At 61.0% G+C, this 14298-nt stretch carries 12 protein-coding genes and 1 pseudogene; 3 read left to right on the top strand and 10 right to left on the bottom strand.

Translation table 11 applies throughout. From position 1 onward, the window contains the following. Window positions 1-37: 37 nt before the first annotated feature. The 9 genes from AB4P90_RS14470 to arnC form a co-directional block, all read right to left on the bottom strand. Window positions 38-214, bottom strand: coding sequence for a hypothetical protein (locus AB4P90_RS14470; protein WP_014718470.1), 177 nt, complete (start codon window positions 212-214; stop codon window positions 38-40). Between the two features lie 329 nt (window positions 215-543). Next, window positions 544-2166 (bottom strand): ArnT family glycosyltransferase, encoded by a 1623-nt coding sequence (locus AB4P90_RS14465; protein ID WP_371359967.1) that lies wholly within the window; start codon window positions 2164-2166, stop codon window positions 544-546. Then, on the bottom strand, window positions 2167-3549 hold the full coding sequence (locus AB4P90_RS14460) for a UDP-glucose/GDP-mannose dehydrogenase family protein (protein ID WP_014718468.1): 1383 nt from the start codon (window positions 3547-3549) through the stop codon (window positions 2167-2169). It lies immediately after the preceding gene. Continuing rightward, window positions 3546-3959, bottom strand: a complete 414-nt coding sequence (arnF, locus tag AB4P90_RS14455) for a 4-amino-4-deoxy-L-arabinose-phosphoundecaprenol flippase subunit ArnF (protein WP_014718467.1) — start codon at window positions 3957-3959, stop codon at window positions 3546-3548. The genes AB4P90_RS14460 and arnF overlap by 4 nt, the downstream gene beginning before the upstream one ends. Further along, complete coding sequence (gene arnE, locus AB4P90_RS14450) at window positions 3956-4303, bottom strand: 4-amino-4-deoxy-L-arabinose-phosphoundecaprenol flippase subunit ArnE (RefSeq protein WP_395606066.1); 348 nt, start codon at window positions 4301-4303, stop codon at window positions 3956-3958. Before arnE ends, arnF begins: the two co-directional genes overlap by 4 nt. Further along, window positions 4300-5955: a lipid IV(A) 4-amino-4-deoxy-L-arabinosyltransferase gene (gene arnT / locus AB4P90_RS14445; protein WP_014718465.1), complete on the bottom strand. Its 1656-nt coding sequence runs from the start codon at window positions 5953-5955 to the stop codon at window positions 4300-4302. The genes arnE and arnT overlap by 4 nt, the downstream gene beginning before the upstream one ends. Continuing rightward, on the bottom strand, window positions 5952-6836 hold the full coding sequence (arnD, locus tag AB4P90_RS14440) for a 4-deoxy-4-formamido-L-arabinose-phosphoundecaprenol deformylase (protein ID WP_395606065.1): 885 nt from the start codon (window positions 6834-6836) through the stop codon (window positions 5952-5954). The genes arnT and arnD overlap by 4 nt, the downstream gene beginning before the upstream one ends. After that, a complete protein-coding gene (arnA, locus tag AB4P90_RS14435) occupies window positions 6836-8827 on the bottom strand; it encodes a bifunctional UDP-4-amino-4-deoxy-L-arabinose formyltransferase/UDP-glucuronic acid oxidase ArnA (protein ID WP_395606064.1) in 1992 nt (663 codons plus the stop codon). Before arnA ends, arnD begins: the two co-directional genes overlap by 1 nt. Next, window positions 8824-9858 (bottom strand): undecaprenyl-phosphate 4-deoxy-4-formamido-L-arabinose transferase, encoded by a 1035-nt coding sequence (gene arnC / locus AB4P90_RS14430; RefSeq protein WP_003191219.1) that lies wholly within the window; start codon window positions 9856-9858, stop codon window positions 8824-8826. The genes arnA and arnC overlap by 4 nt, the downstream gene beginning before the upstream one ends. 411 nt (window positions 9859-10269) lie before the next feature. Here arnC and AB4P90_RS14425 point away from each other — a divergent pair, with 411 nt between their 5' ends. Continuing rightward, a complete protein-coding gene (locus AB4P90_RS14425; protein WP_032902545.1) occupies window positions 10270-11082 on the top strand; it encodes a M949_RS01915 family surface polysaccharide biosynthesis protein in 813 nt (270 codons plus the stop codon). A 108-nt stretch (window positions 11083-11190) separates the two neighbouring features. Then, window positions 11191-12105, top strand: a complete 915-nt coding sequence (gene xerC / locus AB4P90_RS14420) for a tyrosine recombinase XerC (RefSeq protein ID WP_014718461.1) — start codon at window positions 11191-11193, stop codon at window positions 12103-12105. A gap of 96 nt (window positions 12106-12201) precedes the next feature. On the opposite strand, the gene AB4P90_RS14415 is transcribed toward xerC, so the two are convergent. Continuing rightward, complete coding sequence (locus AB4P90_RS14415) at window positions 12202-13413, bottom strand: multidrug effflux MFS transporter (RefSeq protein WP_014718460.1); 1212 nt, start codon at window positions 13411-13413, stop codon at window positions 12202-12204. 157 nt (window positions 13414-13570) lie between these two features. Here AB4P90_RS14415 and AB4P90_RS14410 point away from each other — a divergent pair. After that, window positions 13571-14278, top strand: a pseudogene (locus AB4P90_RS14410) (MCP four helix bundle domain-containing protein); the annotation flags it as partial. Between the last annotated feature and the right edge of the window lie 20 nt (window positions 14279-14298).

The following is a 14298-nucleotide window of genomic DNA, read 5'->3' as shown; positions in this document are numbered from 1 at the left end:
TGCATATTAATGAACATTGAATGCAAAATAAATGCAGTTAACCGGCTTCGCCATAGGTTATCTGCCCGGTGGACGCGGATGCAGCGGGGTTGATTTTGCCCAGCACGCGACTATGGGTTTCTTCGTTGAACAGGCGCGCTTGCAAGTCTTCGCGCAGCCTGGGGTCGTCGGCCAACGGCCCCTTTAACGCCACCAGTGCGTCACGCAATGCCATCAAACGATCCAGCCTGGGTAAGGGTACGGTTAACAGGTCTTCTCGCACGGCATTGTCCTCTCAATGAAGTAAGCCATCGCGCGCGGGCAGCCTACAACGTCCTTGTTGTGAAGTGCCCTGACCCAAGCGTTTCAGGGCAGTCCTGACGATCGGGTGGTAGATAGTAAGTGCACGTGGCAGCGAGTCTACAGTTGGGCTCCGAGCACCGGAAGGGAAAGTGCACCAGCCATTACGCAAACAAATGTAGGTGTTTTCTTGGTACCTATGATGAAAGTCGCCCACTCGTGGAGGGAGTGGGCGTTCTTCTTACAGTGCAGCCGGAAAAGCACTCAAGGCGTCGAGGCTTTTGCCAAATGCAGCAACACATAGGGGGTTTTGTCGAACGCTGCGGTAAGCGTTGGCGTGATTGAACGCAGGCGCGGATCGTCCAGCGCCTGGAAATCAGCCTGGCTCATGACCAACCATGCCGGCGCCTGGACCGGTTTCAATTCGGCAGGCAATTGGGTAAACAGCGGAACCTTGTCGCAATCGAAGTTGACCATGAATTTGATGGCTTTCGCGTCTTTGCCCAGTGCGTGCAACACCAGCGGCGCCGGTTGCTGTTGAACCTGTGCCTTGACGGCGAGGCTGAAGGTGCGGGTGTCGTACACCTGACGTTCCAGGGGTTCAACCACCATGATGTAGGTGGCCCAGAGTGAGAGCACGGCGGCCAAGGCGGGACCGTAGGTGCGCAGCCGCGAGCGGAACAATGCCAGCAGGGCCAGCACCTGTAGCAAGCCAAGCACGACGAAGATCAGCTCAAGGTCGGCCAGCGGTTCCGGGTAGCGCCGCCGCGCCACCACCAAGCCAATGGCCAACAGCGTTGGCAACAGCGTCCAGATGCCCAGCATCAAGGCGCGCAGCCACGCAAACAGTCGCCCTTGTGTGACCGCGAAGGGATACGCGGCAATGATCGCGGCCATCGGTAACATCGGCAGGATATAGCGCGCTTTCTTGGCTTGGGGCACCGACAGCCCCAGCATCACCAACACACCGGCTGCCGCGCAGTAGAGCACCAGCTTCAATGCCGGGTCCGGCGCACGTCGACCGCCCATCAGCACCGCCAGCAGCACCAACAACGCGATTGGATAGGCCAGGGCGTAGTTGCCCAGGGAGCTGGTGAAGTAATACAGCACGCCACCGGAACCTTCGCTGCCATCCATGCGCCCCAGAAACTGCATGCGAATCACGTCATGCATAAAATCTTCGCCGCCGCTGAGCTTGGCCAGCAGCAGCAACAGGCCGACGCACGCCGCCAGCAGCGCCAGTGCCAGCAGGCCGAAGCTGAACAGTTGGCGCCACTGGCGGTTGATCAGGTAGTAGCTGCACAACACGCCCGTAGGGATCACCAGGCCTATCGGGCCGCGAATGGCAAACCCCAGCAGCACCAGCAAAAACACCCAATGCAGGCGCTTGGCTGCGGCGAAATGATCATGGGCGTAGGCCAGGTAGAACACCGCCAACGCCACGGCGGCGAGCATCTGGTCGAGGGAGACTGCACGGGTTTCGCTGATGAACGTACTGCTGAGCAGCAGCATCGCAATACTCAGCAGGCCCCAACGTGGCGAGTAGGGTGCAGTGAGGCGATAGACCAGCACCACAATCAGCGCCGACGCGACCGCAGTGGGCAGCCACGCCGTCAGGCTGGTGACCTGGCCCAAGGGCACCGACAGCAGCCACGTCAACAGGGTCGACGTCGCCAGGTAATCGGCATACGGCTGACCATAGGTGGTGGGAAAGAAACTCGGCCCGTGACGCAGCATTTCCTGGGCAAACAGCACAAAGCGCGAATCAAAGCCGATGATCGCCTGGTGCCAGTTGCCGACGATAAACAGCACCAGCGCCAAGAGCCCAAGCCCCAGCGACTGGTGGCGGATCGTTGCGCGCTGCGCGGACGGTAAGGCGATGTTCACCTAGCAAGCGTCCTTGACCTGTTCCACCCAGTTTTGCTGGGGGATCGGCAACTCGCAGGAATCGCCGCGGCCGATGGGGAAGTATTTGAAGCCTTTGCGCGCCAGGCGCTCGCCGTCGTACAGGTTACGGCCGTCGAAGATCACCGGGGTTTTCAGGCGCTGGTGAATCAGGTCAAAGTCCGGCGCCTTGAATTGCTGCCATTCGGTGCACACGATCAACGCATCGGCGCCGCCCAAGGTGGATTCCGGGGTGCCCATCAGCATCAGGCGCGGGTCATCGCCGTAGATGCGTTGGGTTTCCTGCATGGCTTCAGGGTCAAAGGCGCGCACATTGGCGCCGGCAGCCCACAGCGCTTCCATCAGCACGCGGCTGGGGGCATCACGCATGTCATCGGTGTTGGGCTTGAAGGCCAGGCCCCACAGGGCAAACGTCTTGCCCTTGAGGTTGCCCTGGAAGAACGCGTTGATGCGCTCGAACAACTTGCTCTTCTGGCGCTGGTTGATGGCTTCCACGGCTTCGAGCAGGTCGCTGGAGCAGTTGGCCTGCTTGGCGCTGTGGATCAGGGCGCGCATGTCTTTGGGGAAGCACGAGCCGCCATAACCGCAGCCGGGGTAGATAAAGTGGTAGCCGATGCGTGAGTCGGCACCGATGCCCAGGCGCACCGACTCAATGTCGGCACCCAGGTGTTCAGCCAACTCGGCGATCTGGTTGATGAAGCTGATCTTGGTGGCCAGCATGCAGTTGGCGGCGTACTTGGTCAGTTCTGCGCTGCGCAGGTCCATGAAGATGATGCGGTCGTGGTTGCGGTTGAACGGTGCGTACAGGTCGCGCATCACGTCGCGCACTTCTTCACGCTCGCAGCCGATGATGATCCGGTCCGGGCGGCGGCAGTCGGCAACGGCGGAGCCTTCCTTGAGGAATTCCGGGTTGGAGACGATATCGAACTGCAGCTCACGGCCGGCGGCACGCAGGTTATTGAGGATGTGGTCACGCAACGTGTCGCCGGTGCCTACCGGTACGGTGGATTTCTCCACCAGGATCACCGGCGCCACGCGATGGCGGGCAACTGCATCACCCACCGACAGCACGTATTTCAAGTCGGCCGAACCGTCTTCATCCGACGGCGTGCCCACAGCAATAAACAATACTTCACCGTGCTCGACGGCGAGTTTTTCGTCGTGGGTAAAGCGCAGGCGTCCGCTTTCCAGGTTGTCCTTGACCATGGCTGCCAGGCCCGGCTCGAAGATGGTCACATGCCCCTTCTGCAGCGACTCGACTTTGTGCTTGTCAACGTCCATGCAAATGACATCGTGACCGACTTCGGCTAATACCGTGGCCTGAACCAGACCAACGTAACCACTACCAAATACACTGATTTTCATGGGGTATTCCTGGGACTTGAGGTGCTAGCACGACGAGAGTTGATAACCAGTACGCCGAGGATGACCAAGGCCACCCCCAGGGTTTTTGAAAGCGAAAAATCTTCGTTGAACACCGGCAGGCTGGCGGCCAGCAAATACACCAGCGCGTAACTGATGCTGAGCAGCGAATAGGCGCGGCCCAGGGGTAAGTGCTTCAGTGCGCCGAGCCAGCACAGCATCGACAGCGCATAGGCGATGATCGCCAGGATCACCACGCCCAGGGCGCCGAGGTCGATGCTGTTATCCGTGAAGGCAGCCAGCCATTGGGTGGGCAGCGGCAGGCGCGTCATGCTCCAGCGCATGCCCAATTGGGCGCCACTCACCAGGCCGACACTGCCCAGGGCCAGGGCGAAACCCCGCATGCGGCTCATACCTGGCGCCCCAGCAAGACCACGCCGGCAATCACCAGCCCCACACCCAGCCAATGACGGGCATCAATGGGTTCGTGAAACACAAAGCGCGCCATCAGCGTGACCAGCATAAAATTCAGGCTGAGCATGGGGTAGGCAATGCCGACTTCCAGGCGCTGCAACACCAGCAGCCACACCAGCAAGCCCACGCCTAGGCACACCAGCGCCGACCACAACCACGGCGAGCGCAGTTTCGGTGCCCAGCCGTCCGGCACGCCGCGCCAGCTCTCCACGGCGAATTTTTGCGAGACCTGGCCCATGCAGGTGAGCAGGCAGGCCGTGAGCAGTAGCAGCAGGGTGATCATGGCGCGACCTGCGGGAAAATCAGGATCACGATCTTGCCTTGCGCATAACGCTTGCCGTCAGTGGGCAGCAGCGCGAGTTCTTCCTTTTCGCCGGTGCTATTGACGCGCATCACCACGCCTACCGCGCCGGTACGACGGGTTTCGGCCATCCACGTCTGGATGCGGTTACGGTCGACCAGACGCGGGGCCGTGTCCTCGTAAGCCAGGCCGTACTTGACCTCACCCGAGGTGTTGTACAGCGTGATATCCGGGCGTTTGAGGCGCCAGGACAGCGCCGACGCGGCGCCCAGGTCGTTGCTCAGCAGGGCAACGCTGGGCTGCAACTCGTCGATGTGATCAATGATGAACTGGTCCGGGGTCTTGTTGTAAACCACCGAATGGGGCAACGCCGCAGGCACCAGCAGCACCAGAAATCCACTGCCGATCAGCGGCGCGGCCCACAATGCCAAGGGGCGTGCCGCTTGCAGCAGATTGACCACGATCCAGCCGAACAAAAAGATGAACACCAGCACCAGGCTGACGGTTTCCTCACCCGGTTCGTAGACCGGCTTCTTCAACTGGAACCAGCTGAGGGCCAGCAACACCAGCACACCCATCACCAGGTTCAACCAGCCATTGATGCGCAGCACACGGCCGCGGCCTTGAGCCAGTTTGTCGCTCAGGGCCGAGCCCATCAGCAGGGCCAGGGGGAGCATGCACGGCATGATGTACGAGGGCAGCTTGCCTTTGGCCAGGCTGAAAAAGGCCAGGGGCATCAACAGCCACAGTAGCAGGAACGCGGTTTTCGGCACGCGCCGCTGCAGCCAGGCCTGCTTGAGCGCGGACGGCAACAGCGCGACCCACGGCAGCGCGAACCCTACCAGCAGCGGCAGGTAATACCAGAAGGGTTCGGCGTGCTGGGCGTCTTCACCGGCAAAGCGTTGGATGTGCTCGTGCCAGAAAAAGAAATGCCAGTAGTCCGGCTCTTGCAGGTGCACAGCCAACGCCCACGGCACGCTGACAGCAATCGCCACCACCACGGCAACAGGGCCAAATTTGCACAACTCGACAAAACGTTTTTGCCAGACGGCGTAGGGCAGGGCGACCAGCACCGGCAGCAACCAGGCCAGGAAGCCCTTGGTCATGAAGCCCATGCCGCACGCCAGGCCCAGCAAGGCCCAGGACCACAAGCGCGCGCGCCGCGTGGTGCTGTCGAAACAGAACCACAAGGCCACGCCCGTCAGGTTGACCCAGAAGGTGAACTGCGGGTCCAGGTTGGCATAGCCGCCCAGCGCGGCCACGCTGACGAAGCTCATGTAGAGCAACGTGCTGACCAGGCTTTTTTGCGGATCATTCCACAACCGACGAGAGACCAGGTACACCAGCAAAATGCTCAAACCGGTGCTCAACGCCGAGGCAAACCGCACGCCGAACAGGTTCTGCCCGAAGATCGCCTGGCCCAGCGCGATCATCCAATAGCCTGCGGCGGGCTTTTCGAAGTAGCGAATGCCCATGAAGTGCGGCGCGGCCCACTTGCCGGTCAGCAGCATCTCCTGGCTGATTTGCGCATAGCGGGTCTCATCGGGAATCCACAAGCCATGGGTGGCCAACGGCAGCAGGTAGAACACGGCGAACGCCAGCAGGAGCAGGGGCAAAGCCCAGCGGCGGATCATGCCTGCTGCACTCCCAGCCAACCCTCGCGGCCGCTCAAGGCGCCGCGCACCAGCTGTTGCTGGGGCAGGGTGGTCACATCCGCGGGCAACAGCTCGCCCAAGGGTTTGAACTCGATGCCGCGCTGCCCGGCCTGGGCGAGCAACTGGCGAAAATCATTGGCCATCAGAATCCCTTCTACTTCCGCGTGGATCGTGTAGACGTTCAGCTTTGACGCGTTGAACCGATCAAGAATGAAGCGGTTGAAATCGTTGGCAGCCACCACCGGCCCGACGACTTCGTCGAAGGTCGGCAGGTCTACCGGAATTTGTGGGGTGCCCGCGCTGCCATCGGCCAGGGTTGGTCGAAACAGACTGGAGCCCCGGCAATCGCTGTTGTAGCGAAAGTTGAAGCCTTGCTTGGCTTGCACCACACGCTCATCGGCACGCCAGCCGGCGGCCGCTGAACAGTCGACGCGCTCGCCGAGAATGTCGCTCAAGGTGTCTACGCCGCGTCGAATCTGCTCGACCAGTTGGGCCTCGCTCCAACGCCCGGTGTTGGCTTGCCAGCCATGGTGGTCCCAGGCGTGCAGGCCGACTTCATGCCCGGCCGCCTTGGCCTGGCGCATCAAATGCCCCAGGTCTCGGCCAATCGGCTTGCCTGGCCAGGCAGTGCCGGCCAACAAGATGTCCCAGCCATACAGGCCGGCCGCGTTGGAGCGCAGCATCTTCCACAGGAACTGCGGGCGGATCAGGCGCCACAAGTGACGCCCCATGTTGTCCGGCCCGACACTGAAGAAGAACGTCGCCTTGACCCCGGCTTCGGCCAGGGAGTCGAGCAACCGCGGCACACCTTCACGGGTGCCGCGGTAGGTGTCGACGTCGATGCGAAGACCTGCCTGCATTACTTTTTATCCGCAATTTCAAGCATGGCTTCACGCAGGAAGAAATCGAGCGTGTTGCCGATGGTTTCGCTCATCTCTACGCTCGGCTCCCAGTTCAGCAGGCGCTTGGCGTTGTCGATGCTCGGCTTGCGGTGCGCCACGTCCTGGTAGCCTGTGCCGTAGAACGCCTTGCTCTCGACGTCGCGGAAACCGGCGAACGGCGGGAAGTTGTGGCGCAGTGGGTGAGCCTCGAACTGACGCAGCAGTTCTTCGCCCAACTGGCGAATGCTGGCTTCGTTTTCGGGGTTGCCGATGTTGATGATCTGCCCGTCGCAGACGCCATTGTCGTTATCAATGATGCGCGCCAGGGCTTCGATGCCGTCGGCAATGTCGGTGAAGCAACGCTTCTGCTCACCGCCGTCGAACAGACGGATCGGCGTGCCTTCCACCAGGTTCAGGATCAGTTGGGTAATGGCGCGGGAGCTGCCGATACGCGCCGAGTCCAGGCGGTCCAGGCGCGGGCCCATCCAGTTGAAGGGCCGGAACAGGGTGAACTTCAGGCCCTTGTCGCCGTAGGCCCAGATCACGCGGTCCAGCAGTTGCTTGGAGACGGAGTAGATCCAGCGTTGCTTGTTGACCGGGCCCACTACCAGGTTGGAGGTGTCTTCGTCGAAATACTGGTCTTGGCACATGCCATAGACTTCGGAGGTCGACGGGAAAATCACGCGCTTGTTGTACTTGACGCAGTAGCGCACCAGCTTGAGGTTTTCTTCGAAGTCCAGTTCGAATACGCGCAGCGGGTTACGGGTGTACTCGATCGGCGTGGCGATGGCCACCAGCGGCAGCACCACGTCGCATTTCTTGATGTGGTACTCGATCCACTCGGTGTGGATGCTGATGTCGCCTTCCACGTAATGGAAGTTGGGGTGGCTGCGCAGGCGCTCGATGGCGTCGGAGCCGATGTCCAGGCCATAGACTTCGTAGCGGTCGTCACGCAGCAGGCGCTCGGACAAGTGGTTACCGATAAAACCGTTCACGCCCAGGATCAGCACACGGGTACGGCGCGGCTTGCGGCCCGACTCGGCGCCGCGCAGCACGGAACCGTCTACCAGGCCCAACTCATCGGCCAGGGACGGGCCGGCCAGGTACAGGCCGTTTTCGTTGCGCTGGCCGAACTTGACCACCAGGGAATCTTCACCGCAGGCAATGCGCAGGGGGTTGACGCTGATTACACGGCCAGGCGCCAGACCTTCGTTGCCCTTGACCACGTCGGCTTGCCACACGATCAACTTGTGCTCGCCCACGGCGCAGAAGGCGCCCGGGTACGGCTGGGTCACTGCACGTACCAGGTTGAACAGTTGCTCGGCAGGTTTTTTCCAGTCCAGCTTGCCATCGGCGGCGGTGCGACGACCGAAGTAGGTGGCTTTGCTGTCATCCTGGGCGGTTTCGCTCAGCTTGCCCTGGGCCAGCTGTGGCAGGGCATCACGCAGCAGCGCCGTGGCCGCCTCACGCAGCTTGGCGTGCAGGCTCAGGCCGGTATCGGTGCGCTCGATGGTGACTTTCTGCTGGGCCAGGATCGCGCCGACATCGGCACGCTTGACCATGCGGTGCAGGGTGACGCCGGTTTCGGTTTCGCCGTTGACCAGCACCCAGTTGGCCGGGGCGCGGCCACGGTACTTGGGCAGCAACGAGCCGTGCAGGTTGAACGCGCCTTTGCGGGCGGTGGCCAACAGCGGCTCGCTCAGCAGGTTGCGGTAGTAGAACGAGAAGATGTACTCCGGGTTCAGCTTGGCGATGCGTTCGATCCACAGCGGGTGGTTGGCGTCTTCCGGTGCATGCACCGGGATGCCATTGCGGGCGCAGAGTTGGGCGACGGAACCGTAGAAGTTGTTTTCCTTGGGGTCATCGGCATGGGTGAACACGGCGGCAATGTCGTAACCGGCGCTGAGCAGCGCTTCAATGCCTGCGCAGCCAATATCGTGGTAGGCGAATACAACAGCTTTTGAACTCATGACTGGACCTGATCCGAAGAAGAAGTAGACGTATGGGAAGACACCAGGCCGTCGACCACGACGACTGGAGCCGGTGCTGCCGGTTGGTTGCGCAGCACTTTTTCAATAAAGAAGCGTGGGCGGGCGCGGACATCGCTGTACATGCGGCCCAGGTATTCGCCCAAAAGACCCATGCCGATGAACTGGCCACCGGTGAACACAAACAGCACCGCAAACAGCACGAACAGGCCATCGCCAGCCCAGTCGGCGCCGAAGGCCAGGCGCATGACGATCAGGGCAAAGGCAAACAGCACGCCCAGTGCCGCCAGGCTGAAACCGACGATGGACAGCAGGCGCAAGGGCGTGGTGGTCATGCAGGTCAGCAGGTCGAACATCAGGCTGATCAGGCGCATGGCGCTGTATTTGGATTCGCCGTGCTCACGTTCGGCGTGGTGCACCAGGATTTCCGTGGTGTGGCGGGCAAAGCCGTTGGCCAGGATCGGGATGAACGTGCTGCGCTCACGGCAGGCGAGCATGGCGTCGACGATGGTGCGGCGGTAGGCGCGCAACATGCAGCCGTAGTCGGTCATGGCCACGCCGGTAGAGCGCTGCACGGCAAGGTTGATCAAGCGCGAGGGCCAGCGGCGGAAGGCCGAGTCCTGGCGGTTATTACGCACGGTGGCGACCACGTCGTAGCCCAGGGCGGCTTGCTCGACCAGGCGCGGGATTTCTTCCGGCGGGTTCTGCAGGTCGGCGTCAAGGGTGATCACCACTTCGCCACGGCACTGTTCAAAGCCGGCCATGATCGCCGCGTGCTGGCCGTAGTTGCGGTTAAGGATCACCGCCACCACATTGCTGCCGTCTTCGGCGGCGGCGTCTTCGAGCAGTTGGGCCGAATTGTCGCGGCTACCGTCATCCACCAGGATGATTTCGTATTCGTAAGCCAATTGCTTGCAGGCTGCCGTGGTGCGGCGCAGCAACTCAGGCAGGCTTTCTTGTTCGTTGTAGACCGGGATAACGATCGACACGCAATGAATAGGGTAGGGTTTCAAAGATTCATGACCTCGGGCTAAAGCGACTTCAAGCGTGAAAACAGCAGCGTTCATTGGGCAAAACTACAGCCCGCAGGATACAAAACGGGGCTAAAGATGATGCGTTTTCAATAGGTTAGTCGATAATCCACGGATTGCTCTCAAGTGTTGCCTACAAGGTTAAGCGCAAAAATGTGCAACGAATATGAAAGGCGGATGAAAAACTCGTTTATTTGACAGGCAGACAGCTAGGGTTCAGCTAAGTAATCAAGGCGTTACATGTAGGCCTCACAGGGCGATATCGGAGCTTCGTGCAAGACGCTTGGTTCAATCTGAGCGAGGCGATCAGCCCAATGTTTGCCCTTCAACAATCTTCTCTGCATTGGCGCTCAAGTGCCGGTAAAGTAAGCCCTCTCTTGCCAGGGTACTCGGATGAATAGCGTGCAGCTTTTACGCGGCCAGTTGCGGCCAGCGCTGATGGGATTGTTGATGACGGTGGCCTGTGTCACCAGCGTGCGGGCTGATCAGGGCGTCGCGCTGACCCCACTGGACCAGGTGCCGGACGGGGTGGAAGTGCGCGGCAAGCAGGTCGCCGCCTATACCTGGGATGACCGCCAAGGCAAAAACCTGCTGGTACTCGCTGAGCAAGTCGGTGAGCGCGATGACGATGGTACCCAGTCGGCCTTTGTCTACGCGGCGCAATACGTGCTGGGAGGCGAGCGCCCCAAGCGCGTGTGGATGCTGTACGACGATGTACAGCACTGCGAATTCGACGCCGGGCTGCGCTTTGACCGGGCTGCCACCAAGGTCACCGACCTGCTGGGCGACGGCAATACCCAGGCCACGGTCGGTTATTCGCGGGCCTGCACCAGTGATGTCAGCCCCAACGAATTCAAGCTGATCATGCATGCCGGAAAGTCCGAGAAGTATCGTCTGCGCGGCCTCGACCGCGTGGGCGCAAGTTGGTGGGATGAGGACGCGGGCGCCTTGCGCGGTATGCCACTGCCTACTGACTGCAGCGTCGTGGCGCAGCAAGCGTTGGTGAGCCAGTACAAGGAGCAGGGCACCGAACTGCCCCTGCCAGGCTGCTATGGCGACGAGAAGGACTTTGCCAAGGCGCCGGACAGTTACCTCGCTTTTATGCGCCAGCAGTGGTTCGCGCTGATGCAGCAACAGGACGCCGACTGGAGCCAGTCCCAGGCCCAACCCCAGGCAGCCAGTGAGGACGACGATACAGCCCCGTGATTTTGTGCCAGGGCCGCTCCTGGGTTAGACTCGGCCTTCGCCAACCCACTAAATACATCGACTAATCAAATAGTTGGTCGATGTATTTAATCCAAAGGCTGATCTACCTTGACCGAGTCCATTCGCAACCCGCTGACCCTTTACCTCACCCGTCTGGCGCCTTCCAGCCAGTTGACCATGCGCTACGTGCTGCAGGATGCCGCCGACCGCCTGGGTTTCGAAGATCTCAACCTCGAAGAGATTGACTGGCACCTGCTGCAGCCCGAACACGTCATCGCACTGGTGGCTGCCTTGCGCGAGGACGGCTTAGCGCCGAACACTTCGTCGCTGTATGTGAATGCGGTGCGCGGGGTCATGAATGAAGCGTGGCGCATGAGCTTGATCAGCCAGGACCACCTGTTGAAGATGCGCTCGGTCAAGGCCACACCCGGTACGCGCCTGAGCCAGGGCCGCAATCTGCGCCGCACCTTGATCCGCGAGATGCTCGACGTCTGCGCCGCCGACCCCCGGCCTCAGGGCCTGCGGGATGCCGCAGTGATCGGTCTGTTATATGGCTCGGGCATGCGCAAGTCGGAGTCGGTGAACCTGGACCTGGCACAGATCAACTTTGACGAGCGCAGCTTGCGCGTGATCGGCAAGGGCAACAAAGAGCTGGTCAAGTACGCGCCGGACTGGGCGTTTGCCAAGCTGCAGGCCTGGCTGGCGTTCCGCCGCGAGCACCTCAAGGAAGGCGAGCAGGACGACAGCTTCTTGTTCAACCGTATCCGGCGAGGCAGCCATATCACCCGGGAACGCATCACCAAACATGCGATTTACTACATCGCGCGCCAGCGCGGCGATCAAGTAGGGGTCAAGATCATGCCCCATGATTTCCGTCGTTCGTTTATCACGCGGGTGATCGAGGAGCATGATTTGTCGATTGCGCAGAAACTGGCGCATCACACCAATATCCAGACCACCGCCAGCTATGACGTGCGTGACGACAATGAGCGGCGGCGGGCGGTGGATCGATTTGATTTGTAGGCTTGTGGATACACCACGATTCAAATGTGGGAGCTGGCTTGCCTGCGAAGAGGGCCTCACAGGCAACCAAAATGTTGAATCTGCCTGCTCCTCTGCTCAGGAGGAAGGCGGGACGCTTGAAACCAGGTGAGCCGGCAAGCGCCGCAACGTCCACAAGGTGGTCAGCATCGCGGCAAGCGCACACAGCGCAATGCCGATCAACATCGGCGCCGGTGTATGGTCGGCAAAGATCCCCACCAAGGTCATCGCCACAGCCGCCGTGACCATCTGGATCGCGCCCAGCAGTGCAGACGCAGAACCCGCCACCGCACCATGATCCTCCAGCGACAGTACCCCGGCCGCCGGCAATAGCAGGCCAAGAAAGCCAAAACCGATAAACAACAGCCCCATCATCAAGCCCAGGCTGTCACCCCACAGTGTAGTAGCCGCCAGCAAGCTCATGACCGCCGCCACGCCCACCACCGACCAGCGAATCAACGGCGCCAGGCCAAAGCGGGCGCTGAGGCGGGCAGTCAATTGGCTCATGGCAAAAAACGAAGCCGCGTTGAGCGCAAAGCACAGGCTGAACTGGGTCGGTGTCAGGCCAAAAAATTCGATGTACACGAAGGGCGCGCTGCCGATGAACACGAAAAAGGTGGCCAGGCCAAACCCGCACACCACCGACAAACCCGTAAAGACCGGGTCGCGGAGGAGGGCGCCATAACTGCCGAACGCCTGGCCCAGTGTCTTGCCCAGGCGGCGCTCGGCCGGGTGGGTTTCTGGCAGTTGTACGGCGGTCATCACCAGACACAGCACGGCCACCACCGCCAACACGGCAAACACTTCGCGCCAGCTCCAGATCGAAATCACCAGGCTACCGGCCAGCGGCGCGAGGATCGGCGAAACACTCATCACCAGCATCAACAAAGCCATCAGACGCGCCGCTTCATGGCCGGTATACAGGTCACGGACAATCGCCCGTGGGATCACCATGCCCGCACAAGCACCGAACGCCTGCACCGCACGAAAACCAATCAACACTTCGATGGTCGGTGCCAGCGCGCAGCCGACGCTGCCAATGGCAAAGATCACCAAACCCGCATAAATCGGTGGTTTACGCCCGAACACGTCGCTGAGGGGGCCGTAGAACAACTGGCACACGCCGATAATCATGAAGAACACCGTCAAACTCATCTGCACGGCCGCCGGCGAGGCCTGGAGGCTGGCGCCCAGGGTCGGCAGCGCCGGCAGGTAGATGTCGATGGCAAACGGGCCGACGGCGGTGATCAAGCCCAGCAACAGGGCGAGGCGGGCGATACGTTGAGGCATTTGGCAGATCCAGGTAGAGCAACGGACGGTCAGCTTAAGGGAACCGCGCAGATCCGCAAACTTAGGCTTCACTAACAAGCAACAGCTGCCGATACAGCTAGCAGCGACATTGAAACGGTTGGGTTCCCAACCGGCGGTCCTGGCACGGGGTACCACTATGACGATCAAATTACGCTTGGTGCTGTTGATTGCGACCGGGTTGCTCACCGCTTTGATCATGAGCCTGGCTGGCTACCTGGGCAATACGCGGATGGCCGATGCGGTACAGGACAACGACGTCAGCATGACGGTACTGCGCAACCACATGGAAGCCGACATGATGCACGACGCCCTGCGTGCGGATGTACTGTCGGCGATGTTGGTCGGGCTGGGCAAAAGCACCAGTACGCCGGCCGAGGTCAACAGCTCGATCAAGGAGCATGCCGAGCACTTTCGCGAGGTGCTGGCGGACAATCTCAAGCTGCCGTTGGACGCCTCGATCAAGGCCAGCCTGGAAAAAATCAAACCCAGCCTGGACACCTACATCAGTGCCGGCGAGCGCATCGTCGCGCTGGCCCTGGAGAATCCAGAGACCGCACGAGGCGAACTGCAGACCTTCAATGCCGCGTTCAGCCAGTTGGAAGAACAAATGGCGGCGTTGAGCGAACTGATCGAAAACCATACCCAACTCACCAGCACCGGTACCCGGCAAACCATCAGTAACGCTAACTGGACCTTGATTATTGTATTGGGGGCGAGCCTGCTGTTGCTGCTGGCACAAGGACGTTGGGTGACCCTGAGCATCATGGGGCCGTTGCGCACCGCCAGCCGTATTGCCCAGAGCATTGCCCATGGCAACCTGAGCGAGCCGATTGCCGAACCCAAGAACCAGGACGAAGCCAGTGC

It is taken from the genome of Pseudomonas sp. B16120 (genome assembly GCF_044218845.1).
Taxonomy (GTDB): Bacteria; Pseudomonadota; Gammaproteobacteria; order Pseudomonadales; family Pseudomonadaceae; genus Aquipseudomonas; species Aquipseudomonas paracarnis.
The sequence above is the reverse complement of the archived record's forward strand: the minus strand, read 5'-3'. Positions and strand labels throughout refer to the sequence as shown.

Excerpts from the sequence above, each read along its gene's own strand:
- AB4P90_RS14470 (WP_014718470.1), bottom strand. The coding sequence starts at position 214 with ATGGCATTGCGTGACGCACTGGTGGCGTTAAAGGGGCCGTTGGCCGAC.
- AB4P90_RS14460 (WP_014718468.1), bottom strand. The coding sequence starts at position 3,549 with ATGAAAATCAGTGTATTTGGTAGTGGTTACGTTGGTCTGGTTCAGGCC.
- arnF (WP_014718467.1), bottom strand. The coding sequence starts at position 3,959 with ATGAGCCGCATGCGGGGTTTCGCCCTGGCCCTGGGCAGTGTCGGCCTG.
- arnE (WP_395606066.1), bottom strand. The coding sequence starts at position 4,303 with ATGATCACCCTGCTGCTACTGCTCACGGCCTGCCTGCTCACCTGCATG.
- arnT (WP_014718465.1), bottom strand. The coding sequence starts at position 5,955 with ATGATCCGCCGCTGGGCTTTGCCCCTGCTCCTGCTGGCGTTCGCCGTG.
- arnD (WP_395606065.1), bottom strand. The coding sequence starts at position 6,836 with ATGCAGGCAGGTCTTCGCATCGACGTCGACACCTACCGCGGCACCCGT.
- arnA (WP_395606064.1), bottom strand. The coding sequence starts at position 8,827 with ATGAGTTCAAAAGCTGTTGTATTCGCCTACCACGATATTGGCTGCGCA.
- AB4P90_RS14425 (WP_032902545.1), top strand. The coding sequence starts at position 10,270 with ATGAATAGCGTGCAGCTTTTACGCGGCCAGTTGCGGCCAGCGCTGATG.
- AB4P90_RS14415 (WP_014718460.1), bottom strand. The coding sequence starts at position 13,413 with ATGCCTCAACGTATCGCCCGCCTCGCCCTGTTGCTGGGCTTGATCACC.